This is a genomic window from Streptomyces sp. NPDC102279 (genome assembly GCF_044766365.1).
Classification (GTDB): Bacteria; Actinomycetota; Actinomycetes; order Streptomycetales; family Streptomycetaceae; genus Streptomyces.
This window is the reverse complement of record NZ_JBIWLU010000001.1, coordinates 334495-351335: the sequence shown is the minus strand read 5'-3', so window position 1 is coordinate 351335 and position 16841 is coordinate 334495. Positions and strand designations below refer to the sequence as shown.

The following is a 16841-nucleotide window of genomic DNA, read 5'->3' as shown; positions in this document are numbered from 1 at the left end:
CTGTGCCGAGGTCTCCCTCAGCCTCCCGGCCCGCGGGATCCCGTGGGGAATCGATCACCTCTGATGCTGGCGTAATCGATTACGTTGCGCGAGACTGATGCCGCGGAACGGCCGTGACGCCTCCGTCGGGGCTGCCGTGCGTCAATTTTGACGGCCTATGGGATGACGTGAGCGCCTTGTTGGTCTATCGCAGAGGGGCCCCTGCGTGCGTTTAGATTTGATCGACCCTGTTCGTTTCCTGGCTCCTTGACGTCATTGCTCATGTGACCCGCGGTGGTGGCCGCGTTCGAACGGCCTCAACTCGGTGGGTGGTCGAGCGCTGTCACGCCGCGTCAGTTCGCAGCCGTTCGGTGCCACTTCCCCCCTTCGGCTGCCACCGTGCGCCGTCAGATAAGCATCCTTGCAGGTCAGCCAAGTGTCGCAGTGCGACGAGCTGTTGGCTGAAACGACGGTCCACGTCTCGGTCACGTTTCGAACAAGTGCCAGTCCACGTCTTGACGTGCGGGGGCGGGTCCCGCTCTTATTGCCGCCACGATGTTTGAACGAGTTTGTTTCTGATCGCTTTCGGCGGACCTTCTCTGTCGCCGTCCTGCCAACTCCAACCCTCAGGAGCCGTCATGAACCTTCACTTCCCGGGCCATTCCGCCCCGACTCCCAGTCGCCGCACGCTGCTGCGAGGAATCGGCGGCGCGGCAGCGCTCGGCGTGGGCATACCCCTGCTCAGCGCGTGCGGCGGCAGCGGCAGCGCCGCGGACCCGAAGACGGTCAGCGTCGGTTCCAACGCCTCCGACGCGGTGCCGAAGAAGGCCTTCGCCGACATCTACACGGCGTTCAAGAAGCAGTCCGGCGTCACGGTCGACGTGAACACGAAGGACCACAACACCTTCCAGGAGCAGATCAACTCCTACCTCCAGGGCACCCCGGACGACGTGTTCAACTGGTTCGCCGGCTACCGCATGCAGTTCTTCGCGTCCAAGAAGCTCGCCTCGCCCATCGACGACGTGTGGGACAAGATCGGCGGCAACTTCCCGGACGCCATGAAGGCGCTCAGCAAGGGCGAGGACGGCAAGTATTACTTCGTGCCGCTCTACACGTACCCCTGGGCGATCTTCTACCGCAAGAGCGTCTTCCGGCAGCACGGCTACGAAGTCCCCACCACCTGGGACCAGTTCGTCGACCTGTGCAAGCAGATGAAGAAGGACGGCCTGGTCCCGATCGCCTTCGGTGACAAGGACGCCTGGCCCGCTCTCGGCACGTTCGACCAGATCAACTTCCGCACCAACGGCTACGACTTCCACGTCGATCTCATGGCCGGCAAGGCCGCCTGGACCGACGCCAAGGTGCGCACCGCCTTCGACCACTGGGCCGAGATTCTTCCCTACCACCAAGAGGGCGCGGTCGGACGCACCTGGCAGGACGCCGCACAGAGCCTCGCGGCGAAGAAGTCCGGCATGTATCTGCTGGGCACCTTCGTGGGCCAGCAGTTCACCAACGAGGCCGACCGCGAGGACCTCGATTTCTTCGCCTTCCCGGAGATCGACTCCGCGTACGGACAGGACACCGTGGAGGCGCCCACCGACGGCTTCCTGCTCTCCAAGGCGCCGAAGAACCGCTCCGGCGCCGTCAAGCTCCTGGAGTACCTCGGCAGCCCGGCCGCGGAGCAGATCTACCTCACGTCCGACCCGAACGTCGTCGCCGCCTCCACGAAGGCGGACACCTCCTCGTACAGCGCCCTTCAGAAGAAGGCCTACGAGATGATCAGCGGCGCCAAGCACCTCACCCAGTTCATGGACCGCGACAGCCGACCGGACTTCACCGCGACGGTCATGCAGCCCGCCCTCCAGAAGTTCATCCGCGATCCCAAGGGCATCGACAGTCTGCTGTCATCGATCGAGCGCCAGAAGAAGACGATCTTCGCCTCCTCATGATCACTGACACTCCGACCAAGGACCATGAGGACGAGGCGACCGCGCTCCCGGGCGTCGAACCCGCCAAGGGGCGGACCGTGCAGGGCCATCGCCGCCTTCTGACCCGGCGTGACCGCATCACGCTGGGTCTGATGGCGGCCCTGCCCACCTTCCTGCATGTCGCGCTCGTCTGGGTCACCGCCCTCGCCTCGATCGCTCTGGCCTTCACGACCTGGAACGGCATCGGCTTCGACTCCATCCACTGGGTCGGCCTCCAGAACTTCCGTGAACTCTTCACCCAGAACCCGCAGTTCTGGCCGGCCCTTGAACACAACGTCATCTGGTTCGGCGTCCTCATCCTCATCCCCACGCCGCTCGGCCTGTTCCTGGCCGTGCAGTTGGACAAGAAGATCCGCTTCAGCCGGGTCTACCAGACCGCGTTCTTTCTGCCGGTCGTCCTGTCCATGGCGGTCATCGGGTTCATCTGGCAGCTCGTCTACAACCCCGACACCGGCCTGATCAACAGCGTCATCGGGGCCAACAGGCCCGGTCACTACATCGACTGGATCGGGGACCCCGACCTCAACCTCTGGGCGATCCTCATCGCCGCCTCCTGGCGCCACACCGGCTACATGATGATCCTGTACCTGGCCGGCCTGAAGGGCGTCGACCCGTCGCTGCGCGAGGCGTCGGCGCTGGACGGTGCCAACGAGTGGCAGGCGTTCAGGAATGTCACCTTCCCGGTGCTGCGACCGACCAACACGATCGTGCTGGTCGTCACGATCATCGAGGCGCTGCGTGCCTTCGACCTCGTGTACGTCTTCAACGGCGGCGCCGAGGGCACCGAGCTGCTGTCCATCCTGGTGACCAACAACATCATCGGGGAGTCCAGCAGGATCGGCTACGGATCGGCGATCGCCGTCGTCCTGCTGGTGGTCTCGCTCGTCGTGATCATTCCGTACCTGGTGGCCACCTTCCGGAAGGAGCGGCGATCGTGAGCGCCTCCACCCTCGCGTTCAAGAAGCGCGCACCCGTGCGTCCGGCCCGGCTCCTGCTCCACCTCTTCCTCGCCGGAGCATCCCTTGCCTGGATCACGCCGCTGCTCTGGGCCGTCTACGCCGCCCTGCGCCCGTACTCCGAGACCAGCGACAAGGGATACGTGTCCTGGCCGGACAAGCTAAGCTTCGACAATTTCACCCACGCGTTCCAGCAGTCGGAGATGACCCGCTACTTCGGCAACACCCTGCTGATCGCGGTCCCCGCCGTCCTGCTGACGCTGTTCCTCTCGTCCTGCGTCGCCTTCTACGTCAGCCGCTTCGACTTCCGCATCAACCTGTCGCTGCTGCTGGTGTTCACCGCGGGCAACCTGCTGCCGCAGCAGGTCATCATCACCCCGCTCTACCGCCTGTACCTCCTGATCGATCTGCCCGGCATCACGGAGAGCGGCAAGCTCTACGACTCCGCGCTCGGCCTGGTCGTCATCCACGTGGCGTTCCAGTCCGGCTTCTGCGCCTTCGTCCTCAGCAACTACATGCGCTCACTGCCCCACGAACTCACCGAGGCCGCGCTCGTCGACGGCGCCTCGGTGTGGCGCATGTACTGGCAGATCGTGCTGCCGCTGTGCAAGCCGGCGATGGCCGCCCTGGGCACCTTGCTGTCCATCTGGATCTACAACGACTTCTTCTGGGCCATCGTCCTCATATCGACCGGTGAGAACATGCCGATCACCTCGGCCCTGAACAACCTCTCCGGGCAGTACTTCACCGACCCCAACCTGGTGGCCGCCGGTGCCCTGCTCACCGCGATCCCGACGCTGATCGTGTACTTCGCGCTCCAGCGCCAGTTCGTCAGCGGACTGACCCTCGGCGCCAACAAGGGCTGACCGACTCTTCCTGAACCTGTCCTGGACCCATGGGAAAGACAACCACCGTGTCTCACACCTTCACCCCGCTGGCCTCCGTACGAGTGGATCCGCGCACCGCGCGGGTCCACGAGGAGGGCTGGCAGTCCTGGAGCCCCAGCGGCAGCTACGGACTCGACGCCGCTCCCCACCGTCCGACGAACCAAAACTGGGCGACGGTCTGCTACCGCCCGGGCAGAAGCGTTCCCGCCGCAACCTTCCAGGGAGAGGGACTGCTCGCCCTGGACGCCGGCGACGGCTCGCCGGTCCGGCTGTGGGCCGCCGCGGACCCGCTGCTCGCCGTCCCCTCGATACGGCTGAAGTCGGTGGGCGGTCACGCCGAGGTCAGCGCCGACGGACCGGTCAAGGAGTTCTCCTATGCCGGCGGCCACGGCATTCAAGGTGCCCTCGCCGGCTGGGCGGAGAGCCTCGACCTGGTCGCCCCCCGCCCCGCCCCGACCGTGTGGTGCTCCTGGTACGAGTACTTCACCGCCGTCACCGAGGACGACATCCACGAGAACCTCGACGCCATGGACACCCTCGACCTGCCCGTCGACGTCGTCCAGATCGACGACGGCTACCAGAGCGCCCTCGGCGACTGGCTCACGCTCTCCGAACGCTTCCGCTCACGCGGGAGCATCGCCGAAGCCATCCGGTCGCACGGCCGCCGCCCCGGAATCTGGACAGCCCCCTACCTCGTGGCCCCGCACAGCGACCTGGCGGACCGGCACCCCGACTGGCTCGTGCGCGACGGCGACGGCGCGCCCCTGCACGCGGGCCGCAACTGGAACCACGACCTGTACGTCCTCGACACCACGCACCCGGACGCGGCCGCCTACCTGACGGACGTCTATGCCACCCTGCGCGCGGAGGGATACGACTACTTCAAGATCGACTTCCTCTACGCCGGAGCCCTGGACGGCGCGCGGCACACCGACGGCGACGCCCTGTCCGCGTACCGGGCCGGCATCTCTCTCATCCGGGAGGCCATCGGCGACGACGCGTACCTGCTCGGCTGCGGCGCGCCGACGCTGCCCTCCACAGGGCTCTTCGACGCCATGCGCGTCAGCCCCGACACGGCCCCGCACCGGCGATCCGAGGCGGACGACTACAGCCAACCCGGCCAGGACCCGGCCGAGTTCACCGGCGTCGGCCGGCAATGGCAGCACGGTCGGCTATGGATCAACGACCCCGACTGCCTCATGGCCCGCCCCCAGGTCGAGACACGGGAACGCTGGGCCGCCCACGTGGAGGCCACCGGAGGGCTGATGGCCTCAAGCGACCGCCTGCTGTCGCTCGACCCATGGGGCGTGGACACCACGCGCCGCCTGCTGTCCTCCGGAGGGGCCGCATGACCACCGAACGCACCCTGTCCGTCCCCGGCCTCGCCTATGGCGGGGACTACAACCCCGAGCAGTGGCCCGAAGAGGTCTGGGCCGAAGACATGCGCCTGATGCGCGAAGCCGGTGTGACCATGGTCAGCGTCGGCATCTTCTCCTGGGCCCTTCTGGAACCTGCCGAGGGGACCTACGACTTCTCACGCATGGACCGCCTCCTGGACCTCCTGCGGGAGAACGGCATCGCCGCCGATCTGGCCACTCCGACGGCCGCACCGCCGGCCTGGTTCTTCCGGTCCCATCCGGAGGCACTCCCCGTGGACCGGGACGGTCGCCGACTGTCCTACGGCAGCAGGCAGACGTTCTGTGCGAGCAGCCCGGCCTACCGGGAAGCCGCCCTGCGCATCACCCGCACGCTCGGCGAGCGGTACGCCGAGCATCCCGCCGTGGTGATGTGGCACGTCCACAACGAATACGGCTGTCACAACGCGGCCTGCTACTGCGACACCAGCGCCGAGACCTTCCGCCGCTGGCTGCGCGAGCGCTACGAGGACCTGAGCGACCTCAACCACGCCTGGGGCACCACCTTCTGGAGCCAGTGGTACTACGACTGGGACGAGATCCTGCCGCCCCGCGCCACCGGCGCGGTCCCCAACCCGACGCACCAACTGGACTGGCGCCGCTTCTGCTCCGACGAACTGCTCTCGCTGTACACGGCGGAGCGGGACGCGCTGCGCGTCGCGGCACCGTCGACACCGGTCACCACCAACTTCATGGTGATGGAGAACTTCGACGCGTTGGACTACTGGCGTTGGGCCCCCGAGCTGGACATCGTGTCCAACGACCACTACCTGATGTCGGCCGACCCGGCGTCGGAGATCGACGTCGCGCTCAGCGGCGACCTGACGCGATCGCTCGCGGGCGGCCCCTGGCTGCTCATGGAACACTCCACCGGCGCCGTGAACTGGCAGCCCGTCAACCGCGCCAAGCGCCCCGGCGAACTCCGGCGCAACGCCTTGGCCCACGTGGCGCACGGCGCGGACGGAATCGCCTACTTCCAGTGGCGGGCCGCCGAAGCGGGTGCCGAGCAGTGGCACTCGGCCATGCTCCCGCACGCCGGAACGGAAAGCCGCATCTGGCACGATGTGGTCCGCCTCGGCGGCGACCTGAAAGCCCTGGCCGAGGTCCGCGACAGCATCGGGACGGCAGAAGTCGCCGTCGTCTGGGACTGGAATGCCCGCTGGGCACTCGAACTGCCCTCCCAACCCAGCAGCGACCTGAGGTACTTGGATCTCGTGCGGTCCTGGTACGAGCCGCTCTGGAGGTCCAACCACGCGGTCGACTTCGTACGCCCGGACGCGGATCTGTCTCACTACCGGCTGGTCCTTGTGCCGAGCCTCTATCTGGTGGACGACGCCGGTGCCGCGAATCTCACCGGGTATGCCGAGCGGGGCGGCACGCTCGCCGTCGGCTTCCACAGCGGTGCGGTCGACGAGAACTGTCACGTCAGGCTGGGGGGCTATCCCGGCGCCTTCCGTGAGGCGCTCGGCGTCCGCAGTGACGAACTCTTCCCTCTTCTCCCCGGCGAAACAGCCGCGTTGGGCGGGCAGGTTCCTCCGGGTGCTACGGGCACGCTGTGGTCGGAGCGGCTGTATCTGAAGGGTGCCGAGGCCATCGCCGGCTACACGGACGGACCGCTCGGCGGCTGTGCGGCGGTGACGCGGCACGCATACGGGACGGGCAGCGCCTGGTACCTGGCTACGCACCCCGACGCGGACACGCTCGCCACGCTGCTCGATCGGATGTGCTCGGAGGCAGGTGTCGTGGCACCGCTCGCGGGCCCGCCCGGAGTCGAGATCGTGCGACGGCGTGGAGAGGACGCCGACTACGTCTTCCTGATCGATCACGCAGGCGACGGCGCCGAGTTGCCCGTTCCACCGGGGACGACGGAACTCCTGACAGGCAAGCGGATCCAGGGTTCCGTCAGCGTGCCCGCTGGTGACGTAGCCGTGGTTCGCGTACCGCGTCCGGACGAAGCAGGCGCTGCTTGACACGAGCGTGACCGGCTCCTGTCCGGGCTGCGCCGTGGCCGCGTCGTCAGTGGAACAGAGGTCCTGGCATATGCCGATTTCCGCATCATGGCGTGAACTGACTGAAGGCCGACCGTTTGGGACAGTCACCGTTTACAGTCCTCCTGTGGCCGGTGCCGTAATCGATTACGGCACCGGGGGAGTGCGTGTAGCCGGAGCGCCTCGACCCTCCCGGCAGGCGTGAGCCGTGCCGGGGGGTGGTCGGTCGCGCCGCTTATGCCGGAGGCGGGTCGTGCCTGCACACTTGCGCAGCGTCCACCGGTGCGAGCCGTGGCCGGAGCCCGAGGGTCGGGCGTGCTACTCGAATGGAGCTGGAACGGTGACGTCGCCAGGTGGAGACCAGTACGGCACGTACCATCACCCGCCGGGACCGTCGAACGGGCCGCCGCCTCAGGCCGCCTCGGGCCGCGGTGGGAAGAAGCCTTCCGCGCTGGTGCGGCCCTATGCGATGACCGGTGGTCGTACCCGGCCGAGTCACCAGCTGGCGATCGAGGCCCTGGTGAGCACCGCGGTCGACCTGTCCCAGGCGCAGGGTCAACCGCCGGAGGCCTACCGGATCTGCGTGCTGTGCCGAGAGGTCAAGTCGGTCGCCGAGATTTCGGCACTCCTCGCGGTCCCGCTCGGCGTCGCCCGCATCCTCGTGGCGGATCTCGCGGAGACGGGTCTCGTGGTCGTGCAGCAGTCCCAGGGAGACGAAGCCAGTGGGGGCAGGCCTCACGTGACTCTGCTCGAGAAGGTACTCAGCGGACTGCGACGACTCGACTAACGGAATGTCAGGTTCATGACTGGCGCGTCGCCCTGGCCCGCGGGGTTCGGGCCGGTGTGGCGGTCGCGGCACCGTTGACCTGTCCGGCGGGGGTGTGTGGCGGCCCTCCGGGGGTCTGCGAGATGCGGTGCGGCGGGCTCGGCGACAGGTGCATACCAATCGGTCGGTCAAATTTCAGCCAGCCTCACCGTAACCATGTTCCGGCACGAGGGCGGCACCTATGGTGTTGGCCCATGACCCACGTAATCGATTACCTCCAGCCTGGTCCGTTGACCGGGGTGGACGCCGCTCATGCATGGGTGATGCAGGAACTACCGGCCGACCCCGCGGACATATGCGCCATCGCGCGAGCGCTGGTCGTGTCGCCCGTGGATGCCCAAGCGCTGGGCCTGCCCGCGCACCGGATCGAGGAGCAGGGCGTCAGGCCAGTGCGAGGGCTCATCGCGGTTCTGGCCCAGCTCTACCCGGAACGCTTGCACCGCCCTCGTCCGCCCGGCGCCCGTGTCGTGGGAACGAGCCGGCATGCGGCCGTTCTCGCCTGCACGCTGCTGCGGGCGAGAGGCTTTCCCGCACGGGTGAGAGCCGGGTTCGTCGTTCACGCCGGCCACCTGACAGGTGAGGATCTGTGGATCACGGAGTATTGGTCCGGCGCCGAGCAGCGCTGGATACGAACACACCCGCACATGCCGCGCGATGGAGCCGGCGCCATCGACTCGGGTCCGGCGAAATTCCTGTCCGCCGGTGAGGCATGGCAGCAGTATCGCGGGGGGCTGCTCACGCGGAAGCCACCCAAGAGCGCCGGTTCCGGGCGGAGTTGGGGGCCGGTCGAGATCAGCTGCGCCACGGTCCGAGACCTGGCGGCTCTCTGCCAGGTGGAGATGTTGCCCGACGACGTGTGGGGCCGGATGGCGCAGGTCCACGAGGGCCGTATGCCGGCCGCCTACGACAACCTGATCGACGTCACCGCCTCCGCGTGCTCACGAGGCGACACCGCCGATCTGGCTCGCCTCTTCTCGACCAATGACCTTGCCGTGCCCCGACACATGCTCCGTTGACCGCCGTGGAGGTCTTGGTGAAGCACGTGAGCCCCCGCCAGGAGCATCGCAGGCGTCCGCATTCGACGGTCCCGTTCGGCGAGTCGAGCGGCGCTCGTCCGGAGTGAGGAAACCCGCAGAACTCGTCGGCCGTGTCTCCTCGGAGAGCCGCCGCACTGTTGCGTCCCCCTGCCGCGCTTGCCGCGGAATCTCTGAAGAAAGGAACATCTCCGGCGTGTCCATGGGCGGACAGGGTGCGTTCACCATCGGACTGAAACACCCTGAACTGTTCAGCTCCATCGCCAGTCACATGGGCGCGCTCAGTCTGCCACCGCTGGCCGGCACGGCCGAGGAGCAGGCCGGCCATGCCTCACTGGAGCCACTCACCCTGGTCCATTCCATGAGCGCCCGCCAACTGCGCCGTCACAGCTACTACTTCGACGGGGGCTCGTCGGACGACTTCGGGTTCGGCCAGGCCGCGATCCAGATGGGCGCCGAGCTGGCGGCCAAAGGCATCGCCTACGACTACCAGGGTGGCCCCGGTCGCCACGAGGATGCGTACTGGGTGCCCAAGCTCGACCGGTCCTTCGCGCTGCACAGCATGCAGTTCCGAGCCCATCCCATACACCGGCCGCACGAGCCGCGCAGGCGGAGCCCCGCGTACACCTGGCCGTAGCCTGCTCGCGCTCGGACTCCCCGCGGTGGAGAGGGGTGTCGTACCGGGTCGGGCTGGACGTTCGGGGTCGATGTGCCCTTCCGGCAGCGGGCGTTGGGCCACGTCGTCCGATGCGGGAGGACGGGTGCACCGGGGCTCAGTGGGCCGCGCGCTTCCCCGCTCGTGCAGCCCCTCGTGTGCGCTCCCTCGCCAGTTCCCTCGTGTACGCGCGCGCGTCCACCTGGATCGTGTGCCGGGGAGACGCGACATAGCGGCGCCCGACTCGGCCTTTGTAGGAGGTGATCTCGCTGAGCATTTCCTCCAGCGGGGGCAGGGTGCAACTGCCGAGCAGCAGGTCGGCGACCCAGTGCGCCTGCGCTTCCGCCAGCGGCATGATCGCTCCGAGCGGCTGTATGAGACCGATGAAGTAGAGGCCGGTCTGATCAGGAGCGACGACCCGGTGGTACAGGTTCAGATCGTTGCCACCGGGGTCGATCAGCTCGGCCTTGAGGAACGGAAAGGAGATGTCGTAGCCCGTGGCGTAGACGATCGCGTCGATGTCCTCCGCCGTGCCGTCCTCGAAGACCACGCGGTGAGCTTCCAGGCGTAGCGGGGCCGGTCGCACGACGATGTCTCCGTGCCCGAGGCGCGTCAGGAGGTCGTCGGAGATGGTGGGGTGAGCGGCCATGACGCGATGGCTCGGTGTGGGAAGCCCGTAGTCGCTCAGGCGGCCCCGGCTCAGGCGCAACAGGAGCTCCAGGCCGAGGCCCTGCACGCGATGGGGCGCCCTGGCCAGCCATGAGTTGGTGAGATGGTCGGTAGGCCGCCCGAACAGGTACTTCGGGATGATGTGCGCACCGCGACGCATCGCCAGGACCGTCCGTCGTGACACGCGGGACGTCTCCACGGCTATGTCGCAGGCGGAGTTTCCGACACCGAGGACCAGGACACGCTGATCGGTGAAGGACTCGGGTGTCCGGTAGTCGTGCGCATGTGTCTGAGTGCCAGTGAACGTCTCCGTTCCCGGCAGCGACGGACACGGCCAACGGGCCTTCCAGTGATGTCCGTTGGCGACAAGGACGGCGTCGTAGGTTCCCGCGGTCTCCCGCTGCGTGTCACGGTGACGGCACCGGACCGTCCACCGGCCGGCCGTACCGGGTGCGACGTCGATGACCTCCGTGCGAAAGGCGATGGACTCGCGCAGCCCGAAGTGGTCCACGAACGCGTCGAAGTAGCGGGCGATGTGCGCGTGGCCGGGGTAGTCGGGAGAGTCCTGCGGCATCGGGTAGGAGGCGTACTCCATGACCTGACGTGAGGTGTTGATGTGCAGCGAACGGTAGGCGGACGAGAGGCCGTTGTCGTTCAGGTACCTCCAGTTCCCGCCCACCTGGGACCCGAGTTCGAAGCAGTCGTACGGGATGCCGCGTGCGGCGAGCACTTGGCACGCGGCGATCCCGGAAGAGCCCGCCCCGAGCACACACACCCTGCGCATGTCCCTGCACCTCCCGTGTGCGTCCGGCCGTATGACCAGGTGGTCACAGGCTGAGGCCCGCGATGTGCCGTGTCAATGGGTGATACACGGTCTGCGGCCCGTCGGAGATTCCCAACAACCCTTTCTGTCATACGCGTTGACACTCCCTGACGGTCGCTCCACGATGACCGGGCGGTCACATGACCGTCCGGTCATCAGGGAGTGCCCATGCCCACATCCACCTGGACCCGGCTCTCACCGGCCCGACGCGAGAGCGTGCTCGTCGCTGCCATGGACGAGTTCGGCACCCACGGCTACTCCACGGGCAGCCTCAACGTCATAGCCCGCGAGGCCGGCGTCGCCAAGGGCTCACTGTTCCAGTACTTCTCCGGCAAACTCGACCTGTTCACCTACGTCGCCGAGCAGACCTCACTGCGCATCTACGCCCACATGCAGCCCTGGCTCGACGGCTATGACCGAACCCGGTTCTTCGGCGCCCACCTCGGCGACGCTCTGGAAGCCTGGCTGGACTACTTCGCGACGCACCCGCTCGAACGAGGCGTCACCGTCGCCACCAACAGGGAGATGAACCAGGCCGTGCGCGACGCGGTCCTGGCCCCGGTCAACGAGATATACGAGACCGGCCTGCGCCCGCTGCTGGAACGCGCCGTCGACGCCGGCGACCTGCGCAAGGACGCCGACCTGGACGCCCTCCTCTCCATCCTGCTCGTCATGCTCCCGCACCTCGCCCTGGTCACCCACTCCCCAGGACTCGACGGCCCCGTCGCGCTCACCATCAAGAATCCCCGGACCCGCCGCGAGAACCTCGACCGACTCGTCACACCCCTGCTGGCCGGCTTCGTCACGAGGGACGACCAGTGACCGGCTTCGACTACGACGTCCTGGTCGTCGGTTCGGGCTTCGGCGGCAGCGTCACCGCCCTTCGCCTGACGGAGAAGAACTACCGCGTGGCGGTGCTCGAGGCCGGATGCCGCTTCACCGACACCGACTTCCCCAAAACCTCCTGGCACATCAGGGACTACCTCTTCGCACCCCGCCTCGGCTGCAACGGAATCCTGCGCATGTCCCTGCTCGGCGACGTGATCGTCCTGAGCGGAGCAGGCGTCGGCGGCGGTTCCCTCGGCTACGCCAACACCCTCTACGAGCCACCCGCCGCCTTCTACGAGGGATCGGCGTGGGCCGCGATCACCGACTGGCGCGGTGAACTCGCCCCGTATCTGGTGCAGGCGCGCAGGATGCTCGGTGTCACGACGAACCCCGTGTTCACCGAGGCCGACCGGTTACTCAAGGACACGGCTGCGGAGATGGGCTGCGCGGACACCTTTCGGCCCACCCCGGTCGGTGTCCACTTCGGCCCACCCGGCACGGATCCGGGCGACGCCGTTGCCGACCCGTACTTCGGCGGTGCCGGGCCGGAGCGCAATGCATGCCTCAACTGCGGCGCCTGCATGACCGGATGCCGTCACAACGCCAAGAACACCCTCCCCAAGAACTACCTCGGGCTGGCCGAGCGGGCCGGAGCCACCGTGCTGGCACGCCGTACGGTCACCCGGCTCGCCCGACACGGACAGGGCTGGGCCGTCACCCATACGCGCACGGGCGTCATCCCGGGACGCCGTCGGCGCACCCTGACCGCGCGCCATGTCGTCCTCGCCGCAGGCGCCTTGGGCACACAACAACTGCTGCACAGGATGCGGGACGACGGTCACCTTCCCGACGTCTCACCCCGTCTGGGGCGGCTGACCCGCACCAACTCGGAGGCGATCCTCGGCGTTCGCTCCAAGAGCCGCGACGCGGACTACACACACGGCGTCGCCATCACGTCCTCCGTTCACCTCGACGCGACAACCCATGTCGAACCGGTCCGGTACGGGCCCGGCAGCAATCTGCTCGCCCTGCTCGGCGCGCTGTTGATCGACCCGGTCCCCGGGCGGTCCCGTCTCCTGGTGGGACTCGCCGCCATGGCGCGCGCCGCGCGCGATCTGCCGGCTCTGCACAATCCGAGGCGTTGGTCCCATCAGTCGGTGGTTCTGCTCGTCATGCAGACCGTCGACAACTCGGTGACGACCTACCTCCGGCGCACTCGGACCGGCCGGCGCCGCCTGACCAGCCGCCCGGGCGAGGGCGCTCCCAGCCCGGCCTGGATTCCCGCCGGACACCGCGCGGCCCGCATCGCGGCATCCCGCATCGGAGGTCGGCCCTGCGGAACGTGGGGAGACCTCCTCAACGTGCCGACGACGGGCCACCTCCTCGGAGGCTGCACCATGGGCGAGGACGCACAGACCGGAGTGGTCGACCCGTACCACCGGGTGCACGGATATCCGGGGCTGCACATCGTGGACGGCTCAACCGTCTCCGCCAACCTGGGCGTCAACCCCTCGCTGACGATCACGGCGCTCGCCGAACGCGCGACCGCCCTGTGGCCCAACAAGGGCGACCCCGACCCCCGTCCAGCCCCAGGTCAGCGCTACCGCTCGCTCGAACCCGTCCCGCCGCTACGGCCCGTGGTCCCGGCCGGTGCACCTGGGGCCCTGCACCTTTCGCCCCCCACCGGTAAGGACGCGCGATGACTCCGTACCCCGAACAGCCCTGGCACCTGGCCGGTCAGATGTATCTGTCGCTCTGGCTCGCGCCGCGCGGTGACCTGCCCGCGGTCGCCGCCGGCACACAGCCCGTCGTCGCCTTCGGCCGAGGCGTCGTCGGCGCCGCCTGGGTGGTCTACGAGCAGGACAGCGACCTGCACTACAACGAACTCCTCCGCGCCGTGCTGGTACGCGACGGCAGCCGGCCTCGCGCATGCATCACGGACATCTGGGTGGACAGCGAAGCCTCGTTGTCCGGAGGCCGCGCACTGTGGGGCATCCCGAAGGAAATGGCCGACTTCGAGGTCGGACGAGCCGACGTCGTCGAGGCGACCGCCAGCAGCGGGCGGCGCGCCTTGGCCGCGACCCGCTTCAGCCAGAGCTGGCGGTTGCCCGGCCAATGGCCGTTGACGTACAAGGTGGCACAGACGTTGGACGGCAGGCTCAAGACGAGCAGGGCCAGTAGCAAGGCCACCCTCAGGTTCGCCCGCGCCACTTGGACGGCACCGACGCACAGTCCACTCCGTTCGCTCGGACGCCGCCCTCCGCTGGTCAGCGTGGCCCTGCGGGACTTCAGTCTGCGCTTCGGCGCCTGACGAGCGCGCGCAGCCGGGCAACCGCCCCCAGGGGCTCCTGAGCGCGCCCGGACCGTCCGGCGCCACCCGGAACGCGGCAGTCCAAGACGGTCCGCCTCTGCGGCCGTCCGCACTCCGAAGACGTTTCGCTCCACCACGTAGCGCCGAGCGGCGGACACCGGCGTCATGCCGCCGTGCCTCGGCCACGCGTGCTCGTCCCACAACGGACGAAGGCTCTGCCCCGTTGGCAGCCACCGACCCCCCAAGAAGGAGAAGGTGATCTTGTGTTGCGTCACCCCCTGCGCGTAGTGATGTCCCTGCTGCTGACCGCGGCAGCCGTCTTCACCGTGGCACCGGCAGCCGGAGCGCTCCCGACCGCGAACACCCCAGCGGCAACGGACCCGTCCACCACCGGCCCCTACGCGGTGGCCTACTCCGATGTGACCGTGTCGGCCTCCGGCCGGTCATTCGGCGCCCGTGTCTGGTACCCGGGCGGCACGACCGGGTCCAACGCGCCCGTCGCCCCGGGTGCCCACCCCGGCCTCGCCTTCGGCCACGGCTTCTTCCAGGGCATCACCCAGTACGAAAGCCTGCCCAAGCACTAGCGTCCTGGGGCCTGATCACCGTCACACCCACATCGCAGGGCGGCCTCTTCCCCAGCCACTCCGCCTTCGCCGACGACCTCAATGCCGCCCTCACCTGGCTGACCAACCAGAACACCACGAGCGGGTCCCGCTTCGCCCGCGCGGTCGACACCGATCGCCTCGGCCTCTCCGGCCACTCCATGGGCGGCGGGGCGGCACTGCTCGCCGCCGGCCGCAACCGGCCGTCAAGAGCGTCTCCACCCTCGCAGCGGCGGAGACCAACCCCTCGGCGGTCGCCGCCTCGGCAGCCCTCACGGTGCCGGCTCAGTACGTGGGCGGCAGCGCCGACACGATCGCGGGAGTCGCCGACAACCAGCGCAAAATGTTCGCCGCCAAGCCGGCCCCCACCCAACTACGTGTCATCACGGGCGGATTCCACTGCGGCTTCGAGGACAGCTCCGGATTCGGGTGTGACAGCGGCACCATCACCCGCGCCGCACAGCAGAGACTGACCCAGGGCGTCACCACCTCCTACCTTCTCTACACACTCGGCGGCGACACATCGCTGTACGACCAGGTGTGGGGCTCTGCGGCCCTAACCTCACGGGTGTCGTGTACTCCGCCAAGCCCTGAACGGAGCCGACCCGGGCCGTTCGGCACGAGGCGGTCACCGAGGTGTGTGGTGTGCCCCCGGTCACCGAGGTGTGTGGTGTGCCACCAGTCACCGAGGTGTGTGGTGTGCCACCAGTCACCGAGGTGTCTGGTGTGCCACCACGCCCCGGACATGCGATGAGCATGTCCGGGGCGCTCCGCCGCGGTGGCCGCTTTCTTACACCGCGGCGATGCCCTCCATGCCGGAATCGGCGAAGGCGGGCAGCCTGGTTACCGCCGTGACTCCGGTGCGGGCGCCATCGCGTCCGATCCGGAAGTCATCGTCGGTGCCGTTCCACCGCCGAGGGCGTGTGCCCTCCTCCGCGGCCGCGACCTGCGCCTGTTGTGTCTGCTCCTCGACTCCTCACGTCCGGGGACTTGAGTGAACAGAGTGACGCCTGTTGTGGCGACTGTGGGTGCTGTCACGTGTCGCGTCAGACTCTCGTAATGCTCCAACTCACGCAGCGAGTCGCCGAATTGCGGGTGTGCACACACCCATGCGGTCAATGTCTACGGGGGTTCGAAGGTCGCCGTCGATCGTGGCGACGGCGCGCCGGACCAGCGAGAACCACCGCTCGCAAGCCGTGAGGAAACGTCGGTGCGTGCTCGGTCCGTGGCGGCGCGCCGACGAGCTGTCGGACGGGCACGAACATCACCGGCGAGCGAGCGATATGTGTTTGAACGGCCCGCCGCGAATTCGCGTACGTATCCCCGAGCGCCGGCACAGGAATCAACGCACCGTGCCGTCCCACCCCTTGCGAGACGGGACGGCTCTGTACCCCGACCCGAGTGAGGCGTCTGCATGTCCAGGGCACTTCCGAAGTACAACAAGGGCCGTGTCGTCGTGATTGGCGGCGCTGCCGCATTGGTGGTGTCGGGCGCGGTCATCGCCGGCTCGGCCTTGGCGGGCGAGACGCCCGACAAGGGCCAGTCCGCATCCACGTACGCCTCCCCGGGAGCGATCAGTTGCCCTGCGGTCGAGGGGAGTCTGCCGGCTGTTCCCGCTTCCGCGCAGGCGGAGGTGGCGCGCAATCTTGAGCTGCTGGATACGCAGGTCGGGGAGGCGAACAAGCGGTTGGTGGACACGGTGGGTCAGGGTGGGGCGAATTTCGTTCAGAACGCGATCCTTGGCCCGCTCGAGGATAAGCGGGTCGCCACGCTGAACCGTATCGAGACGGCGATCGGCCGCACCGCGGCGAAGCCTGAGGGTCTGGAGGCACTCGCACCCTGCACCCTCAACGAGTAACAGCACCCGCGCACGCCCCGCG

At 68.1% G+C, this 16841-nt stretch carries 13 protein-coding genes and 1 pseudogene; 13 read left to right on the top strand and 1 reads right to left on the bottom strand.

What is annotated here, in order from left to right; all coding sequences use genetic code 11:
* Positions 1–617 precede the first annotated feature (617 nt).
* From ACIRQH_RS01455 to ACIRQH_RS01420, 8 genes are all read left to right on the top strand, one after another.
* Positions 618–1928, top strand: coding sequence for an ABC transporter substrate-binding protein (locus tag ACIRQH_RS01455; protein ID WP_404223565.1), 1311 nt, complete (start codon positions 618–620; stop codon positions 1926–1928).
* The gene (locus tag ACIRQH_RS01450; RefSeq protein WP_388878945.1) at positions 1925–2905 is read left to right on the top strand and encodes a carbohydrate ABC transporter permease; all 981 of its coding nucleotides are present in this window, start codon (positions 1925–1927) and stop codon (positions 2903–2905) included. The genes ACIRQH_RS01455 and ACIRQH_RS01450 overlap by 4 nt, the downstream gene beginning before the upstream one ends.
* Complete coding sequence (locus ACIRQH_RS01445) at positions 2902–3789, top strand: carbohydrate ABC transporter permease (RefSeq protein ID WP_404223563.1); 888 nt, start codon at positions 2902–2904, stop codon at positions 3787–3789. Before ACIRQH_RS01450 ends, ACIRQH_RS01445 begins: the two co-directional genes overlap by 4 nt.
* 47 nt (positions 3790–3836) lie before the next feature.
* Complete coding sequence (locus ACIRQH_RS01440; RefSeq protein ID WP_404223974.1) at positions 3837–5162, top strand: glycoside hydrolase family 36 protein; 1326 nt, start codon at positions 3837–3839, stop codon at positions 5160–5162.
* The gene (locus tag ACIRQH_RS01435; protein WP_404223561.1) at positions 5159–7195 is read left to right on the top strand and encodes a beta-galactosidase; all 2037 of its coding nucleotides are present in this window, start codon (positions 5159–5161) and stop codon (positions 7193–7195) included. Before ACIRQH_RS01440 ends, ACIRQH_RS01435 begins: the two co-directional genes overlap by 4 nt.
* Before the next feature lie 271 nt (positions 7196–7466).
* Complete coding sequence (locus tag ACIRQH_RS01430) at positions 7467–8000, top strand: DUF742 domain-containing protein (protein ID WP_404223559.1); 534 nt, start codon at positions 7467–7469, stop codon at positions 7998–8000.
* A 233-nt stretch (positions 8001–8233) separates the two neighbouring features.
* Positions 8234–9055 (top strand): transglutaminase domain-containing protein, encoded by an 822-nt coding sequence (locus ACIRQH_RS01425; RefSeq protein WP_404223557.1) that lies wholly within the window; start codon positions 8234–8236, stop codon positions 9053–9055.
* On the top strand, positions 9021–9710 hold the full coding sequence (locus ACIRQH_RS01420; RefSeq protein ID WP_404223555.1) for an alpha/beta hydrolase-fold protein: 690 nt from the start codon (positions 9021–9023) through the stop codon (positions 9708–9710). The genes ACIRQH_RS01425 and ACIRQH_RS01420 overlap by 35 nt, the downstream gene beginning before the upstream one ends.
* A 136-nt stretch (positions 9711–9846) precedes the next feature.
* Here ACIRQH_RS01420 and ACIRQH_RS01415 read toward each other — a convergent pair whose 3' ends face one another.
* Positions 9847–11181: an NAD(P)-binding domain-containing protein gene (locus ACIRQH_RS01415; protein ID WP_404223553.1), complete on the bottom strand. Its 1335-nt coding sequence runs from the start codon at positions 11179–11181 to the stop codon at positions 9847–9849.
* A gap of 207 nt (positions 11182–11388) precedes the next feature.
* On the opposite strand from ACIRQH_RS01415, the gene ACIRQH_RS01410 reads away from it, so the two are divergent.
* From ACIRQH_RS01410 to ACIRQH_RS01390, 5 genes and pseudogenes are all read left to right on the top strand, one after another.
* Complete coding sequence (locus ACIRQH_RS01410) at positions 11389–12042, top strand: TetR/AcrR family transcriptional regulator (RefSeq protein WP_388878930.1); 654 nt, start codon at positions 11389–11391, stop codon at positions 12040–12042.
* Positions 12039–13751: a GMC oxidoreductase gene (locus ACIRQH_RS01405; RefSeq protein WP_404223551.1), complete on the top strand. Its 1713-nt coding sequence runs from the start codon at positions 12039–12041 to the stop codon at positions 13749–13751. Before ACIRQH_RS01410 ends, ACIRQH_RS01405 begins: the two co-directional genes overlap by 4 nt.
* The gene (locus ACIRQH_RS01400) at positions 13748–14359 is read left to right on the top strand and encodes an acetoacetate decarboxylase family protein (RefSeq protein ID WP_404223548.1); all 612 of its coding nucleotides are present in this window, start codon (positions 13748–13750) and stop codon (positions 14357–14359) included. Before ACIRQH_RS01405 ends, ACIRQH_RS01400 begins: the two co-directional genes overlap by 4 nt.
* Positions 14360–14622: 263 nt before the next feature.
* The gene (locus tag ACIRQH_RS01395; RefSeq protein WP_404223546.1) at positions 14623–14943 is read left to right on the top strand and encodes a hypothetical protein; all 321 of its coding nucleotides are present in this window, start codon (positions 14623–14625) and stop codon (positions 14941–14943) included.
* A gap of 1432 nt (positions 14944–16375) precedes the next feature.
* Positions 16376–16813 (top strand): annotated as a pseudogene (locus tag ACIRQH_RS01390) (hypothetical protein); the annotation flags it as partial.
* Between the last annotated feature and the right edge of the window lie 28 nt (positions 16814–16841).